This window comes from Tissierella sp. MB52-C2, assembly GCF_030931715.1.
Classification (GTDB): domain Bacteria; phylum Bacillota; class Clostridia; order Tissierellales; family Tissierellaceae; genus Tissierella.
Map to the genome: position 1 here is coordinate 1 of NZ_CP133261.1, position 14,656 is coordinate 14,656.

General features: G+C 31.0%; 17 protein-coding genes. 9 read left to right on the top strand and 8 right to left on the bottom strand.

Annotated elements, in window-relative coordinates:
* Nucleotides 1–1,016 precede the first annotated feature (1,016 nt).
* Nucleotides 1,017–1,154 (top strand): hypothetical protein, encoded by a 138-nt coding sequence (locus RBU61_RS00005; RefSeq protein WP_308877344.1) that lies wholly within the window; start codon nucleotides 1,017–1,019, stop codon nucleotides 1,152–1,154.
* 205 nt (nucleotides 1,155–1,359) lie between these two features.
* Nucleotides 1,360–1,554 (top strand): hypothetical protein, encoded by a 195-nt coding sequence (locus RBU61_RS00010; protein WP_308877345.1) that lies wholly within the window; start codon nucleotides 1,360–1,362, stop codon nucleotides 1,552–1,554.
* A gap of 1,299 nt (nucleotides 1,555–2,853) precedes the next feature.
* Here RBU61_RS00010 and RBU61_RS00015 read toward each other — a convergent pair.
* The 6 genes from RBU61_RS00015 to RBU61_RS00040 all read right to left on the bottom strand — a co-directional run bounded on the left by RBU61_RS00015 (nucleotide 2,854) and on the right by RBU61_RS00040 (nucleotide 6,420).
* Nucleotides 2,854–3,000 carry a hypothetical protein gene (locus RBU61_RS00015; RefSeq protein WP_308877346.1) on the bottom strand — a complete coding sequence of 49 codons (147 nt, stop codon included), beginning with the start codon at nucleotides 2,998–3,000 and terminating at the stop codon, nucleotides 2,854–2,856.
* Nucleotides 3,001–3,626: 626 nt separating this feature from the next.
* Complete coding sequence (locus RBU61_RS00020) at nucleotides 3,627–3,836, bottom strand: hypothetical protein (RefSeq protein WP_308877347.1); 210 nt, start codon at nucleotides 3,834–3,836, stop codon at nucleotides 3,627–3,629.
* 1,017 nt (nucleotides 3,837–4,853) lie between these two features.
* Nucleotides 4,854–5,090, bottom strand: a complete 237-nt coding sequence (locus RBU61_RS00025) for a hypothetical protein (RefSeq protein ID WP_308877348.1) — start codon at nucleotides 5,088–5,090, stop codon at nucleotides 4,854–4,856.
* A 264-nt stretch (nucleotides 5,091–5,354) separates the two neighbouring features.
* Complete coding sequence (locus RBU61_RS00030; RefSeq protein WP_308877349.1) at nucleotides 5,355–5,513, bottom strand: hypothetical protein; 159 nt, start codon at nucleotides 5,511–5,513, stop codon at nucleotides 5,355–5,357.
* A gap of 268 nt (nucleotides 5,514–5,781) precedes the next feature.
* The gene (locus RBU61_RS00035) at nucleotides 5,782–5,955 is read right to left on the bottom strand and encodes a hypothetical protein (protein ID WP_308877350.1); all 174 of its coding nucleotides are present in this window, start codon (nucleotides 5,953–5,955) and stop codon (nucleotides 5,782–5,784) included.
* A 69-nt stretch (nucleotides 5,956–6,024) separates the two neighbouring features.
* Nucleotides 6,025–6,420 (bottom strand): C-GCAxxG-C-C family (seleno)protein, encoded by a 396-nt coding sequence (locus RBU61_RS00040; protein WP_308877331.1) that lies wholly within the window; start codon nucleotides 6,418–6,420, stop codon nucleotides 6,025–6,027.
* A gap of 310 nt (nucleotides 6,421–6,730) precedes the next feature.
* On the opposite strand from RBU61_RS00040, the gene RBU61_RS00045 reads away from it, so the two are divergent.
* From RBU61_RS00045 to RBU61_RS00055, 3 genes are all read left to right on the top strand, one after another.
* Entirely contained in the window at nucleotides 6,731–6,973 is a 243-nt protein-coding gene (locus RBU61_RS00045) for a DEAD/DEAH box helicase (RefSeq protein ID WP_308877351.1), read from the top strand.
* Nucleotides 6,974–7,076: 103 nt separating this feature from the next.
* Entirely contained in the window at nucleotides 7,077–7,895 is an 819-nt protein-coding gene (locus RBU61_RS00050) for a helicase-related protein (RefSeq protein WP_308879850.1), read from the top strand.
* A gap of 49 nt (nucleotides 7,896–7,944) precedes the next feature.
* Nucleotides 7,945–8,283, top strand: a complete 339-nt coding sequence (locus tag RBU61_RS00055; protein WP_308877353.1) for a DbpA RNA binding domain-containing protein — start codon at nucleotides 7,945–7,947, stop codon at nucleotides 8,281–8,283.
* 27 nt (nucleotides 8,284–8,310) lie between these two features.
* On the opposite strand, the gene RBU61_RS00060 is transcribed toward RBU61_RS00055, so the two are convergent.
* Nucleotides 8,311–8,937: a glycerol-3-phosphate acyltransferase gene (locus RBU61_RS00060; RefSeq protein ID WP_308879851.1), complete on the bottom strand. Its 627-nt coding sequence runs from the start codon at nucleotides 8,935–8,937 to the stop codon at nucleotides 8,311–8,313.
* Nucleotides 8,938–9,177: 240 nt separating this feature from the next.
* Between RBU61_RS00060 and RBU61_RS00065 the strand changes: the two genes are divergently transcribed.
* Nucleotides 9,178–9,615, top strand: coding sequence for a transporter substrate-binding domain-containing protein (locus RBU61_RS00065; protein WP_308877354.1), 438 nt, complete (start codon nucleotides 9,178–9,180; stop codon nucleotides 9,613–9,615).
* A gap of 70 nt (nucleotides 9,616–9,685) precedes the next feature.
* The gene (locus tag RBU61_RS00070; protein ID WP_374212469.1) at nucleotides 9,686–11,434 is read left to right on the top strand and encodes an EAL domain-containing protein; all 1,749 of its coding nucleotides are present in this window, start codon (nucleotides 9,686–9,688) and stop codon (nucleotides 11,432–11,434) included.
* 6 nt (nucleotides 11,435–11,440) lie between these two features.
* On the opposite strand, the gene RBU61_RS00075 is transcribed toward RBU61_RS00070, so the two are convergent.
* Entirely contained in the window at nucleotides 11,441–12,085 is a 645-nt protein-coding gene (locus RBU61_RS00075; protein WP_308877355.1) for a hypothetical protein, read from the bottom strand.
* A 348-nt stretch (nucleotides 12,086–12,433) separates the two neighbouring features.
* Here RBU61_RS00075 and RBU61_RS00080 point away from each other — a divergent pair, with 348 nt between their 5' ends.
* Both RBU61_RS00080 and RBU61_RS00085 read left to right on the top strand, forming a co-directional pair.
* Nucleotides 12,434–12,649: a heavy-metal-associated domain-containing protein gene (locus tag RBU61_RS00080; RefSeq protein WP_308877337.1), complete on the top strand. Its 216-nt coding sequence runs from the start codon at nucleotides 12,434–12,436 to the stop codon at nucleotides 12,647–12,649.
* A gap of 132 nt (nucleotides 12,650–12,781) precedes the next feature.
* Nucleotides 12,782–14,653, top strand: coding sequence for a cation-translocating P-type ATPase (locus RBU61_RS00085; protein WP_308877356.1), 1,872 nt, complete (start codon nucleotides 12,782–12,784; stop codon nucleotides 14,651–14,653).
* Nucleotides 14,654–14,656: the final 3 nt, after the last annotated feature.

Genomic DNA, 14,656 nt, shown 5'->3' on the forward strand with positions numbered 1-14,656 from the left:
AGGTTTTCAATTCGATAGAAAAGCTCAATGTGACTTTATAGAAGAAAGAACTAAAGAGTTAAGAAAGAAATATGAAAGCGAATTAAAAGGAACAAAGTCAAATAGACCGAGGATACTTATTACTGGCTGCCCTGTAGGAGGGAGTAAGGGAAAAGGTTCTAAAAACCATAGAGGATTCAGGAGCGGATATAGTTGCTTTTGAAAACTTGTAGTGGATTAAGATGAAAAAGCTAGCTTTTTAGTTGATGGAAACCATAGACCCAATAGATGCCCTTAACAGAAAAATATTTAAATGTAAGTTGTTCTGTTATGACGCCAAACCCAAGGAGATTTGAAGCCTTAGAGTAAATGATAGATGAATATGAAATTGATGGAGTAATAGAAGTAGTCCTTCAAGCCTGTCATACAGTAATGTAGAGTCATATAATATAAAAAGGTTTGTAACAGAGAAGAAGGATAAACCATATCTATATATTGAAACAGATTATTCAAAGTTAGATGTGGGGCAAGATAAACACCAGAATAAATGCATTTTTGGAGATGATATAATAAATCCGATTTTTGAAGCCTTGGCTCCAAAAAATCAAAAGTACAGCTAAAGAGTTATTGACAATGATATTGTAAAAAAGCATCCTCGCAGTTGACAGTTTTAAATTTATTGCCAAATGATATAAAAACTATTAGCATTTCAGCTGAAATTGCTAATAGTTTTATTATTTTAAATGAGGATATGAAAAAAATCGGATTAATACCTGTGATTAAAGAGGGGTGAAAAATTGACTAACAAAAATATACTTAAAAACAATTTCTAAAAAGATTTTTAATATCTATTTAATATATATATTCATATTTCTCCATATTAATATTTGCTATTCATAAACCTAAAGAAAAACAATATAGAGGAATTTACCAACTTAGAAATGAATCATTTATAGAGGACTCAGGACAAGATAGAGTAGCCCTTGTGCGGAAGAAAGAACTGATGCCTATTTAAGTAGGCTAAATATTGTGGGGAAATGCTAAAAAGACCTTGGATATTTCTTCATTATCTTTTATCTGATGGAGTGTCTACAGAAACTTTTTTAGGAGGTATTTTAGACGCAGCAGATCAGAGGAATCGAAGTAAGAATTTTATTAGATGGATTATTTCATAATTTAAGAGGAGATCTTGGTGATACCTATTATATACATTTAAAGAACATCCCAATATTCAATTAAAACTTTATGAACCTTTTAATTTTTTGACACCTTGACATGGAACAATAGACTACATGATAAGTTCCATAATTGCAGACAGTGAAATTGCCATTATAGGAGGTCGAAATATAGGGGGATAAATATTTCTTTACAGGATTCTACATGGAAATTGAATTGGTAGAGGATAGAGATGTACTTATATTTAATGATAATCCTTCTCTAACAATTCTAACAGATGTCATATATAAGATGGAGAAATATTATAACGACTTATGGAATTATGATTATTCAAAGCCAGTAGCAAAGAAAATGACAAATAAACGAAAAATAGAGGACAAGAATTTGGTAAGAAATTAAGAGCCAGATTTAATAGTTTCGAAGATGAAAAAAAGGAAATGTAAAATTTTAAATGGTGTAGATTGGTATAAATGAAACTATACCAACTAAAAATATAGACTTTGTTCATAATCCTATAGGTAGATTGAACAAAGATCCAAATTGTTTAAAAGAACTACTAAGGCCCTAGCTTCAAATACAGAAGATTCAATACTTGTTCAAAAGTCCATATATAATACCTTTCCAAGAAATATGAGTGAATAAGCCCTAAATATGTATGATATAGATTTAGAGAAAGTAAATATATTGACTAATTCCTTTTGCATTAAGTCCAAATCCCTTGGCAGTTTCAGGATACACGCAAATCATAGGAATAGAATAATAGATGCTAAGATAAAGACTCTATGAATTTCAAGGGGAAGAATCTTTGCATACTAAAACTTACTGTATGTTGATAATAATACCTAAGTGTTGTAGGTTCCTTTAATTCTCAGATCATAGAAGCTCTTATATTAATACTGAATTCTATGGTAATTATCCATAGTAAAGATTTTACAGAACAGTTAAAAGATACAATATCTGTAGATATAAAATTGCAGCCTTCAGGTAGAAGCGAGGATTATAACTATATTCATGATGAATATGTTGATGAAAAAATATATATCGTTGATTAAAAAAGCCCTCATAACCATACTATCAAAAGGTGTATTCTTTGTGAATACCTAAAGTAGAATAATAACTCCGATCTTTGAAGCCTGGCTTCAGAAAATCGGGAGTTATTGCATTATTATTTACTTGCTAATTCTATAAATCGATGGATATCTATATCTTTTTCTATTAATCTTAAAGTGAATTTCTGAAAAACTCTGGATCATGTACGTCTATATTCTCATTCTTAGAGCCAATGTCTTTAATATTATTTCTTACCTGTAGCATTTAGTAGTTCATCATATTCTTTTACAAATTCTTCTCCACGTTTTAGATATTCTGCATATAATCCTTTAGAGAATAATAGACCAAAAGCATATGGGAAGTTGTAGAAATTAAGTCCTGCTGAGTAATAATGGGAGGTTTACTTTAGAAGCCACATATATGTGGATGAAGAATATTATGGTCTAATCCATTACCACATAAGCCTCCCTTTTGTGCATCCATCATTACTTTCTCTTAAGCTCATTTACTGAAAGAGCATGGGTCTTTCTTCTTTCAAGCATAGCTCTGATTCAAATAAGAATCTACTATATATATCTACAATAACTTGACCCGCATCAGATATGGATGATTCTAATATACTTAAAGCTTCCTCGTCACTTGCTTCTTTTAAAGCTGCATTAACAACGATGGTTTCGCAGAATATGGGGAAGCTGTTTCTGCTATGGGCATAGGATATCTACTATTTAGTATAGATTCATCTCTCAAATTAAGTCCATGATAAGCATGACCTAATTCATGGGCTAAAGTAGTCATATTTGAGAAGCTGCCGTTGAAATTAGAAAGAATTCTTACTTTCTTTTATAGGATGTAAATTGGAACGAAATGCTCCACCTCTTTTTTTTTTCCTTCTCTAGGCTCTATATCTAACCAATTGTTTTTGTAGGCATTTTTCAACGAAGTCTGCTAATCTATTGGAGAATCGTTCTAAAGTTGCTGATTATATATTCCATGGCTTCGCTATAGGTAAAGGTTCTATTAACTTCTCCCATAGGTGCAAACATTTCATAAAAAAAAAAATGGAAGTCCATCTTTATATCCGAGTAATTCAGCTTTCTTTCTATAGTATTTATGAAATACTGGAAGAAATTCTTTCATTGCTGTAAGCATGGCACCTAAAAGCTTTCTTCATCCATTCTAGATTTCACTAAGGAAGTTTCATCTAAGGGAGATTTATATCCTCTCAATGATGAAGTAGTGATTACCTCACCTTTAATTCCATTTCAATGCAGCCGCCGAAGAGTTCTTCTATTTTTTATATGCTTTTAATTCAGCTTCATATCCTAAGCTTTCCTCTTTAGAGATCCCTTGTCCTCAGGCAAGTTTCTAGCTGCTGGAATCATGCAGTAATTGTTTGTCTTCTCCCGTCTATATTTCTATATCTACCATAAGGGCGGTTGATGATACACCATATTTGAAGATTTGACCATGCAGAAGAACTCAGTATTAGACATCTTTGATATAAGTACTTCTTCTTTCTCACTAAGCATATATTTCTGTTCTCTATCTTTAATTTGTTCTAAGTAAAATTTATGCTCCTTTAATAATTCTGATGAATCTATTATTCCATCTAAATTATTTATATCTTTCATAAAGTCTTTGGAACTTTACATCAGGCTTAGTTAAATCTGAACTTTTACTCTTAATTCATATCAAGATATTTAAGAGCATCTTCATTCTTAGCCTCTACTGCGTTAGTAAAGAGAAGCAAAGGAAAAGAGTTTTGAAGACAAGGAGCTTAACTCCTTAGAGTATTCAATAAATTTTTCCATTTTTCTACTGGATTATCAGTATAGTTTAAGCTTTCATCAGCCCATTTACTATATTCTACTATTCAGATATGTCAAACTTTTCTAAATCCAGAAGTATATTCCAACAGAATCAAAGGGAAGTATATAATTCATCTAAACTCCCAACGCATATTATTCCGCCTTTCAAAATATTTAGTCAATTCTATTATAACACAAATTTCCAAATATTAAAGAAATATTTTGAGAGTCGAAATAAAAACAACTCCGATTTCTGGGTGTATATCACTAAAAATCGGGAGTTATTATATTCATTAAAATATTTTAGTTGTCCAAGTTTCACAGTTCCATATATCTAGTAGCGTACATCTTTGTATAGAAATCAGGTTCGTGAGATATAAGGAGTATGCTTCCTTTGATATGCTTTTAATGCTTCTCTTTAGTTCTTCCTTAGCATCTATATCTAAATGGTTATTGTAGAGCTCATTCTAGGGATTAGTAAATTGGTTTCTGCTTTAGTTGATGAGTTTGCAAAGTCTCACACTTATTTGCCTGTTCTCCTCCACTTAGTACCATTACTTTTGATTCTATATGTTTAGTAGTTAATCCACATTTAGCTAAGGCTGCCCTGACTTCATATTGAGTAAATCACTGAAACACTTGCCAAATTTCATCTATACAGGAGTTGTTGTTTTTATCTTTGATTTCCTGTTCAAAATATCCTATTTCTCTCAAGATTATCTCCTAATTCTACTTCTCCAGATACAGATTTAATTTCTTCCTAATATACTTCTTAGCAAAGTAGTTTTACCACAGACCATTGGGCACCAATTAATGCTATTTTTTGTCCTCTTTCCATTGTCAGATTACAGAGAACGTTTTGATAATAATAAGCTCATCATATCCTATGACTAAATCTTTGAGTTTGAAGAATGATAACTTACCAGCAGTTCTTCCTTCTTTAAAATTAAACTCTGGCTTTGGTTTTTCACGAAAGCCAGATGGTCCTGAATTAATTCCATTTTTATCTAGTTTCTTTTGTCTAGACATGGCCATGTTTCTTGTTGAAACTCTGTAGCCATTTGTTTCTTGCGACAAAGTCTTCTAAAATCTGCTATTTCCTGTTGTTGCTTTTTTATATAGGCCTGCTTCTAATTGTCTGAGTCCTTTTAGCTTCATATATTTTTTGGAAATTGTCATAATCTCCTACATACCTGAGTTTTAATTCCTTATCTTCCATATGGTATATTAAAGTTAATAACAGAGTTTTAAGAAGGGGATGTCATGGGATATAAGGATAAATGCATTTTTCATATTCCTGTAAATACCTTCTTAACCAAATAATATGAGGGCTCATCTAGATTAGTTAGTAGGCTCATCAAGAAGTAAAATATCTGGCTTTTCTAAAAAGAAGTTTAGCCATGTAGTATTTTCGTTCTTCTGTCCTCCTGATAAATCATTTACATCCCTATCTAAGCCTATATCATCAGAGACCAAAGTCCCCTTGCTATGTATCTTCAACCTTAGCATCTATTATATAAAAATCATTGTGGTCTAATATATCCACTGTATAGTTCCTACTTCTTCAAGTAAAGCTGTAAAGCTCATCTTCTGATACTTCACCCATTTTGTAAATACATTTCCTGCATTTCCCCATGTTCTAAATCAAATAGGTATTTAAGGGCACCCTTTACAGTGCATCCCTGATGGTCTGCCCTTTTTCCAATGATGTATGCTGAGTCTAAATATCCAACTCATGACTCTCTTTGCCCACATTCTATTTGACCTTTCATCTGGTTCTAATTTTCCCGTTATTATATTTCATAAAAGAAGATTTTCCTTTCTCCATTGGCAACCAATTAATCCTACGTGCTTCACCCTTTAATAATCTAAAGGACACGTTTTTTAATATTTCTCTATCACCAAAGCCATGACTTAAGTTTGTTACTGTTAAAATACTCATTAGTATCCTCCCTTCATTAAATAAAATCATCTCTGTAATTATACAAAAACTAGATTATAGTCTAGTTTTTTATTTAACCATTAGTTTATCCAATATTTCAGCAGCCTTTAAGACTATATCAAAACAGCCTATATCCTCTTTCCTATGAGTTAATTTAAGATGGGTACATTTAATACTATCCATCTCTGCTATAAATTCCCTAAAAAATCTTTGATTTATTTCTTTGATTTTATTATTTTGATGTCCTGCACCTTCCACGTATCTATGGCTCAATACCATAATCCCAGCAGTAAGTGCACCACATACAGATTCTATTGCCATACCTCCACCAAATCCAGTAGATAATTTTAAGGCTTCAGGACTTAAATTCAGATTATAAGAAATATTAGCTCCATATAATATTTTTTCAGCACAATTAAAATCTTCCTTTTCTCCAAATCCATCTTGGATTAAATCCCTTAACATTTCATTCCTCCCAAATAGTTTACTATAATTAGTATAACATTTGATATACTAATTATATAGAATAAAATTCACGTTTTAATTAGATAAATAATCAAATATTGTTAATGTAAATAAAATAGGAAAAATATTTAATTAGGGTATACTAATCTATGTAAATAAGTGGACATAATTAAATATTTTTCTTGCAATTAGACAACATTATATGTATACTTAATAGGTTATAGATTAAGGAGGACGAAAATATATATATGGAAAAATTAAGATTTGAAGAGATTAATTTATCAGAGGAAATACAAAGGGAATTAGAGATATGGGATTTGAAGAAATGTCTCCAATTCAATCACAGGCTATTCCAATAGTTTTAGCGGGAAATGATATTATTGGTCAAGCACAGACAGGAACAGGCAAAACGGCAGCCTTTGGTATTCCTATTATTGAAAGATGTAATCCAAACGAAAAATATGTTCAAGCATTGGTTCTATGCCCAACTAGAGAACTTTCAATACAAGTAGCAGAAGAAATCGGAAAACTTGCAAAGCATAAAAAGGCATAACTGTAGTACCTATTTATGGTGGGCAGCCTATAGATAGACAAATTAGAGCACTTAAAAAGGAGTTAATATTGTAATTGGTACACCTGGAAGAGTAATAGACCATATTAAGAGAAAGACTTTAAAGGTAGACAATGTAAATATGATGGTCCTAGATGAAGCAGATGAAATGTTTGATATGGGATTTAGAGATGATATAGCTCTTGTAATGAATGAATTAGGAGAAGATAGACAGACAATATTTTTCTCAGCAACTATGCCACCAGAGATCATGAAATTTGCAGGACAGTACCAAACTAATCCTGAAATAATCAAAGTAGTTCATAAGGAACTTACAGTACCAAAGGTAGAACAGGCTTATTTTGAATTAAAGCAACATATGAAAACTGAAATATTATCTAGACTTATAGATATGTATAATCCAAAATTAACCATAGTATTCTGTAATACTAAGAAAAAGGTAGATGAATTAATAGAAGAACTTCAAAGCAGAGGCTATTTTGCAGATGGACTTCATGGAGATTTAAAACAAACTCAAAGAGATACAGTAATGAATAAATTTAGAAAAGGAACCATAGATATTTTAGTGGCTACAGATGTGGCTGCAAGAGGTATAGATGTAGATGACATAGATTTAGTTATCAACTATGATATGCCACAGGATGAAGAATACTATGTTCATAGAATAGGAAGAACAGCTAGAGCAGGTAGAGAAGGAAAGGCTTTTAGTTTTGTAGCTGGAAGAGATATTTACAAACTAAGAGATATTCAGAGATATACTAAGACTAAAATAGCTAGAAAAGATTTACCAACATTGAAAGATATACAAGAGAACTATACATCTATTATGTTGGAGAAAATAAAGGAACAGATAGACAATGAAGATTTAGGTAAATATGAAAAAATCATAGAAACTTTTACTTGAGGAAGATTATACTTCCTTTGATATTGCAGCGGCATTACTAAAGTCATATATGTCTAATAATAAATTAGAAGGTCATGAAGAATTGGATATGGTAGATTTTAGCAGTAAGCCTAAATCTAAAGGAAAGGGTTCTGGTTCTTCTTCTATGGTAAGAATGCATATAAATATTGGAAAGAGAAAAGGTGTAAGTCCAAGACATATCTTATCAGCATTACTAGAAGTAACTGGGCTTCCTAAGAAATCAGTGGGAGATATAGATGTATATGATAAATTTACATTTATAGAAGTGCCAAGAGAATATGAAGACGAAGTATTAGATGGATTAAATGGTTCAAGGATAAAAGGAACAAGAGTAAAAGCTGAAATAGCAAATCCAAAAAGAAAATAAAATATATAGGGTTCCATTAATGGAACCCTATATATTTTGTGCTTTTTTCTTTAATACATCCCGTAATCCTTTTTCTGTCTTATTTAAAATTCGCTGTATATTTGGTATATGAAGATAAATCCCTATAAATAAAATAATCAAAGATATAATTATAGAATTTAGACCCATATTAAGATATATAGCTGATAATACAAGAAGGATATTTAAACCTAAAGTACCTAAGGCTATATAGTTTGCCAAAATTGTTATAATTAAAATAACAAAAAAACCTAATATTCCTAGTTTATAATTTAATCCTATTAAGATTCCCAAGAGAGATGCAGCACCTTTTCCTCCTTTGAAATTCATAAAGAAAGGAAAATCATGTCCTAATATAACAAATAATCCATTTAAATAGAGAAAAAAACTATTTTCTTCTATAAAGGAAATTTTAAATAAATATTTTATAATAAAAATAGAAATAATTGCTTTTAATATATCTAGAATGCCAACTAAGACACCCCATTTCCAACCTAGAGAAATCACTGTATTAGATGCTCCCGCATTACCTGCACCAAGAGTTCTAATATCTACATTTAAAAATGTTTTACTCAATATATAAGACCACTGTAAACATCCAAATAAATATCCTATAATTATAGCAATAAGATAGATTTCAAAATATCACCTCCTATTATATTTAGATTATACCATATAAAGAATATTTATTATATATCCTATAATTGTTTAAATTAATTGTCGAATATATTATAATAATGTTTATAATGGGTAATTACATAATGTGGAATAGATGTAAAAATTGGAGTTTTGCACAGTTTATCTATATAAATAATGTATATGTACAATGAAAAGTAGAATAAAGGAAGAAATAGCGAACTTAAAGGAAGGATAATTATGAATCCGGTTATTAAAGAAAGAAAAATCATAATGCTATTAATATTAACTTTAGTCTTATCTACGGGTATATTTGTAGAGGCTAAGGATATAAATACCATAGAATATACAAGGACCATTAAATTAGCTGGAGACCAGAATCATCCTCCATATCAATATGTAGATAAAGATGGAAATCCTGCAGGGTTTAGTGTTGATGTAATAAATGCAATTGCTGAAGAGATGAATTTAGATATAGAGCTTACTCTTATGGAATGGAGTGAGGCAGTAAAGACTCTTGGAAATGGACAAGTTGACGGTGTAATATATATGGGGCAAAGAGAAGAGTGGCGTAGATCATATAAGTTTATACCTCCAATAGCTGTAGACAGACAAGTAATATTCGTCAATAGAGAAACAGTAAATATAAATAATTTAGAAGATTTAGCAGGATTCTAGAGTAGCTTACCAAGAAAGTGACTATAGTGAACCCTATATAAAGGAGATACCCTATGTAGAAACTTTTCCAATGGTAAACTTGCAAGATGCAATGATAGACCTTAAAATGAAAAACGTAGATGCAGTAGTTGGAAATAAACTAGTAGGTGTGTATTACCTGCAAAAATATAAACTTACAGACCACATTAAGATTGCAGGTGAGCCTGTGCTTACAGTGACTTATGGGACAGCTATATCTAAAGAGAATGAAGAACTTAGCATTGTATTAGAAGAAGGCTTCAATATAATCAAAGAAAACAGGGTTTATGACCAAATATATAAAAAATGGTTTGGAGAAGATGTAGGAAGTATCAAAGTTATTTATATAAAATATAGAAATTCAATAATAATTATTGTGGCATGTATAATTACAACTATTTTTCTTTTATATATATATAATAAAAGACTTCAAAGAGAGGTCAAAAGAAGAACTCAAGAATTAGAGTTAGCCAATCAAGAGTTAATTGAACAACAGAAGGAGATATATAACTTAGCTTATTTTGATTCAGTCACATCTCTTCCCAATAGGACTTATTTTATCAAAACATTAAATAATATGTTTGAAAGTATGAAGCAACAAGAAGTGTTATTTGGAGTATTAATTTTAGATATAGATAGATTTAAGCATATAAACGATACATTGGGACACAACGTAGGAGATTATATATTGAAATTACTTGGAACTAGAATTAGTGGAATACTAAGGGAAGAAGATATAATTGCCAGAGTAGGCGGAGACGAATACTATATATTAATAAATAATGTTAAAGATATAGACCAGATAATAGAAACAAGTAAATTGATTTTGGAAGACTTTAAAAAACCTTATTATATAAGAGACTATGAATTATATTTAACCACTAGTATTGGTATATCAGTATATCCTGAAGATGGTTTAAACCCTAGCTCCCTAATAAAAAAAGCAGACCTTGCATTATATAAAGCTAAGGAATTAGGTGGAAATTCATACTATATATATGGTAATGAAATAAAGTCTCATGGACTAGAAAAGATGATGCTTATAAATCAACTTAGACAAGGTATAGGGAATAATGAATTAGTTCTACATTATCAACCTCAAATAAATATATTGACAGGAGAGCTTGAAGGTTTAGAGGCCTTAGTAAGATGGCAGCATCCAGAACAGGGATTATTATATCCAGATAAATTTATACCTTTGGCAGAGGAGGTAGGATTAGTTGTCCAATTGGGAGAATGGGTGCTAAGGGAAGCCTGTAAACAGGCAAAGTATTGGATTGACTTAGGACAAGATATTAAAATGTCTGTAAATATTTCTGCTAGACAGTTTCAGCGTAAGGATTTTATAAGGGAAGTAGTCAATATCTTAAATGAAGTTGAACTAAATTCTAGGAATTTGACTTTGGAAATTACAGAAACCATAGCCATATCTGATATAAATCATACGTTGAAAATATTAAACAGATTAAATTCTCTTGGAATAGCTGTTGCTATAGATGATTTTGGCACAGGATATTCTAGTCTTAACTATTTAAATCAAATGAGTGTAAACGAGTTGAAAATTGACCAATCCTTTATCTGGGATATTGAAAAAAATAATAAAAATAAAATGATTGCAAATACAATAATAATTTTAGCCAAACAACTTGGACTAAAGGTGACTGCTGAAGGAGTAGAAAATGAAGAGCAGCTAAACTTATTAAGAGAAATGAAATGTGATACAGCACAGGGATATTATTTCAGTAAGCCAGTTCCAAAAGAAATAATAGATGAAATCATAACTAAAAAAAGCCCCATATAGGGCTTTTTAGTATTTAAGGGGTGCTTGATGAATCATATTTACATTACCAGTAGTAACAAATCTCACTGTACCTATGAATTCATCCTTTTCCTTATCAAATCTATATTCAGTAAGCTTTAAGTTTGCAGTACCTGATTGAACCGTAGTCACTACAAAATCTTCATCTTCAAAATATGCGTAGAAATGTAAGCTGCCTAATTGTATATAATCATCAAATAATACATAATCCTTATCAGAACCCTGAATAACTAGAGTCCAATTTTGACCATCATCCCATGCTATTTGTCCATCAGGTCCTTTTCCTGCTACTGTATAAAGGGATATAGTTTCTTCAGATCCATCATTGTTATAGTCTATTTTAGATGAATCAAGTAAAGTTAAGTCATCAAACTTTCCAGGCTCACTTGAAGATATAGTGAATGTATCTCCAGTAGTAGGGGTCTCTGTCATTGAATTTACTACTAAGTCTTTTATAAACTCATTTACATCTATAGATTTTAAAATATTATCTTCATCATATCCTACAATATAATATTGCTTTTCTTCTAATCCATTAAATATATCATCATCTTTAACTTCTAATTTAATATTTTCCCCATTTGCACCAATAGTAATATAATTTTTATTATCCTCTGTTGATTTTTCATCCAAGAATCCTAAGTTAGTGTAGAATTTTTTCTGAGATTCTTCTTTAGGAGTACATCCAAAGGAAGCAGCTAAGACTAATACAACTAATAATAATAGAGTAACTTTTTAATTGAGTTTTTCAAACTATCACCATCCTTTATATTAAAATATCATAACTATATGGGTTTTTCAAGGAACAGCAGATTACAAATTAATTACAATAAGATATTATAAATACTATAGAAATAGGGTATGAATACTTATACTCCTTGTGAATAAAAAAGATTATAAATTTTGACCTAGGTCAAAGTAAAAAGGCAATAGATAGCCTATAATAAAATCATAAAGAATAAGAACTAGGAGGAATTAAAAATGATAGCAAAAACATATCAATTAGAAACATTAACTTGTCCAAATTGTGTAGCTAAAATCGAAGGTATGATGAAAAAAACTAAAGGTATTTCTGAAGGTGAAGTATTATTTAATACTTCTAGAGTTAAAGTAAACTTTGATGAATCTATATTAAGTTCTGAAGAGATTATAGCTAAAATTGAAAAACTAGGTTTCGATGTTTTAGGAGAGAAATAAGAAAGTTTCTATGGAAATATTTTAAGATAACTTTTTTGAAACTCATTAACGGGAAAGTTTCTAAATTAAAAAAGAGAAATAGAAGAACTTTCCCGTTCTTTCTAAAAAGTAAAATTATATGGAGGGAGTATTATGAAACTAAGCAAAGTACAAAGAGTCTGGATATCGGGAATATTAGTATTAATAGCTTTTATTTTAAAAAATACCATAGGTCAGAAATTGATTACTTCTATAATTATGATCTCTGCAGCGATAATTGCAGGTACTCCAATCCTTCGAAATGCAATTTCTGCTGCAAGATACTGGATAATAGGAATAGATGCCCTAGTGACTATTGCAGTAATAGGTGCTATGTTTATAGGTGAGTATTGGGAAGCGGCTGCTGTAACATTTTTATTTATGTTAGGTGATTATCTGGAATCCAGAACTATAGAAAAGACTAGATCTTCCATTAAAGCATTACTAGACTTAGCTCCAGATACAGCTAGAGTCATGAGAAATGGAGCTGAAGTGGTAATTTCTCCTGACGAAGTGGTTAAAGGAGATAAAGTAGTTGTAAAACCAGGAGAGAAAATTTCTGTAGATGGTACAGTTATAGAAGGATCTGCTTATGTAAATCAGGCAGCTATTACAGGAGAATCTATACCTATAAATAGGAATATAGACGATGGAGTTTTCTCAGGAACCATAATTGAATCAGGATATTTGGTGATTGAAGCAACTAAAGTAGGAGATGATACTACCTTTGCAAGAATACTTCAAATGGTAGAAGAGGCTCAAGATAAGAAAGCTAAGACGCAAAAATTCTTAGAGAGGTTTTCTAGGTATTATACTCCGGCAATTATTGTGTTAGCATTAGGACTATATTTATTTACAAAAGACTTAGTATTGGCACTTACTCTATTAGTCATAGCTTGTCCAGGAGCTTTAGTTATATCCACACCTGTATCAATTGTAGCAGGAATTGGTAATGGGGCTAAACATGGGGTATTAGTAAAAGGTGGAGAAATAATGGAAAACCTAGGCAAAATTAAAGTTTTAGCTTTTGATAAAACTGGAACTTTAACTATTGGAAAGCCAATGGTAACTCATATAAAATCCTATGGTATAGATGAAAAGGAACTTTTAAGAATTTCGGCAATAGGAGAAGGATATTCAGAACATCCCTTAGGAAGGGCTATTGTAGCTAAGGCAGAGAAAGACTTAGGAAAGATAAGTGAAATGCCAGAGGAATCAGAGATCATAACTGGTCAAGGACTTAAAGTGAAAATAGATGGTGAAATAATTTTAATAGGCAATAGAAAGCTAATGTTGGAAAATAATATTTCTCTTGGAGAAGACATAGAGAAACACTTGCAGACAGAAGAAGAAAAAGGGCAAACAGCAGTTATAGTAGGAAACACTGAAAAAGTTCTAGGGATCATATCTATTGCAGATATTGTAAGAGAAGATGCTAAAAAATTAGTATCTAATTTAAAGAAACTAGGCGTACAAAAAATAGTAATGTTGACTGGAGATAATAAAAGGGCAGCCAAGGCAATAGCAGAAGAAATAGGATTAGATGCTTTTTATGCAGAGCTATTACCAGAAGATAAGGTAAAGGTTTTAAATGAATTACAAGAGAAATACGGTATGGCTGCCATGGTAGGAGATGGAGTAAATGATGCACCAGCCTTAGCTTCAGCAGATTTAGGTATAGCCATAGGCGGAGCAGGTACAGATGTAGCCATGGAAACAGCAGATGTGGTTTTAATGTCTGATGAAATAAGAAAACTATCCCATGCCATAGGTCTTAGTCGTGCAACTGTAAATAATATGAGACAAAATATTTACTTTGCCATAGCAGTTGCAGTACTTTTATTGGCAGGAGTATTAGTAAAAACCGTTAACTTATCCTTTGGAATGTTGGTTCACGAACTATCAGTTTTATTAGTAGTAGTCAATGCAGTTAGACTTCTTAGATATGGAGATAAAAATAATCATAAAAAAATCTTGGAGGCTTAAGGA

Bases quoted from the DNA above. Each gene is read 5' to 3' on its own strand.
- RBU61_RS00005 (WP_308877344.1), top strand. From the start codon at position 1,017: ATGCTAAAAAGACCTTGGATATTTCTTCATTATCTTTTATCTGATGGA.
- RBU61_RS00010 (WP_308877345.1), top strand. From the start codon at position 1,360: ATGGAAATTGAATTGGTAGAGGATAGAGATGTACTTATATTTAATGAT.
- RBU61_RS00015 (WP_308877346.1), bottom strand. From the start codon at position 3,000: ATGACTACTTTAGCCCATGAATTAGGTCATGCTTATCATGGACTTAAT.
- RBU61_RS00020 (WP_308877347.1), bottom strand. From the start codon at position 3,836: ATGAAAGATATAAATAATTTAGATGGAATAATAGATTCATCAGAATTA.
- RBU61_RS00035 (WP_308877350.1), bottom strand. From the start codon at position 5,955: ATGAGTATTTTAACAGTAACAAACTTAAGTCATGGCTTTGGTGATAGA.
- RBU61_RS00040 (WP_308877331.1), bottom strand. From the start codon at position 6,420: ATGTTAAGGGATTTAATCCAAGATGGATTTGGAGAAAAGGAAGATTTT.
- RBU61_RS00045 (WP_308877351.1), top strand. From the start codon at position 6,731: ATGGGATTTGAAGAAATGTCTCCAATTCAATCACAGGCTATTCCAATA.
- RBU61_RS00055 (WP_308877353.1), top strand. From the start codon at position 7,945: ATGTCTAATAATAAATTAGAAGGTCATGAAGAATTGGATATGGTAGAT.
- RBU61_RS00065 (WP_308877354.1), top strand. From the start codon at position 9,178: ATGAATCCGGTTATTAAAGAAAGAAAAATCATAATGCTATTAATATTA.
- RBU61_RS00070 (WP_374212469.1), top strand. From the start codon at position 9,686: ATGGTAAACTTGCAAGATGCAATGATAGACCTTAAAATGAAAAACGTA.
- RBU61_RS00080 (WP_308877337.1), top strand. From the start codon at position 12,434: ATGATAGCAAAAACATATCAATTAGAAACATTAACTTGTCCAAATTGT.
- RBU61_RS00085 (WP_308877356.1), top strand. From the start codon at position 12,782: ATGAAACTAAGCAAAGTACAAAGAGTCTGGATATCGGGAATATTAGTA.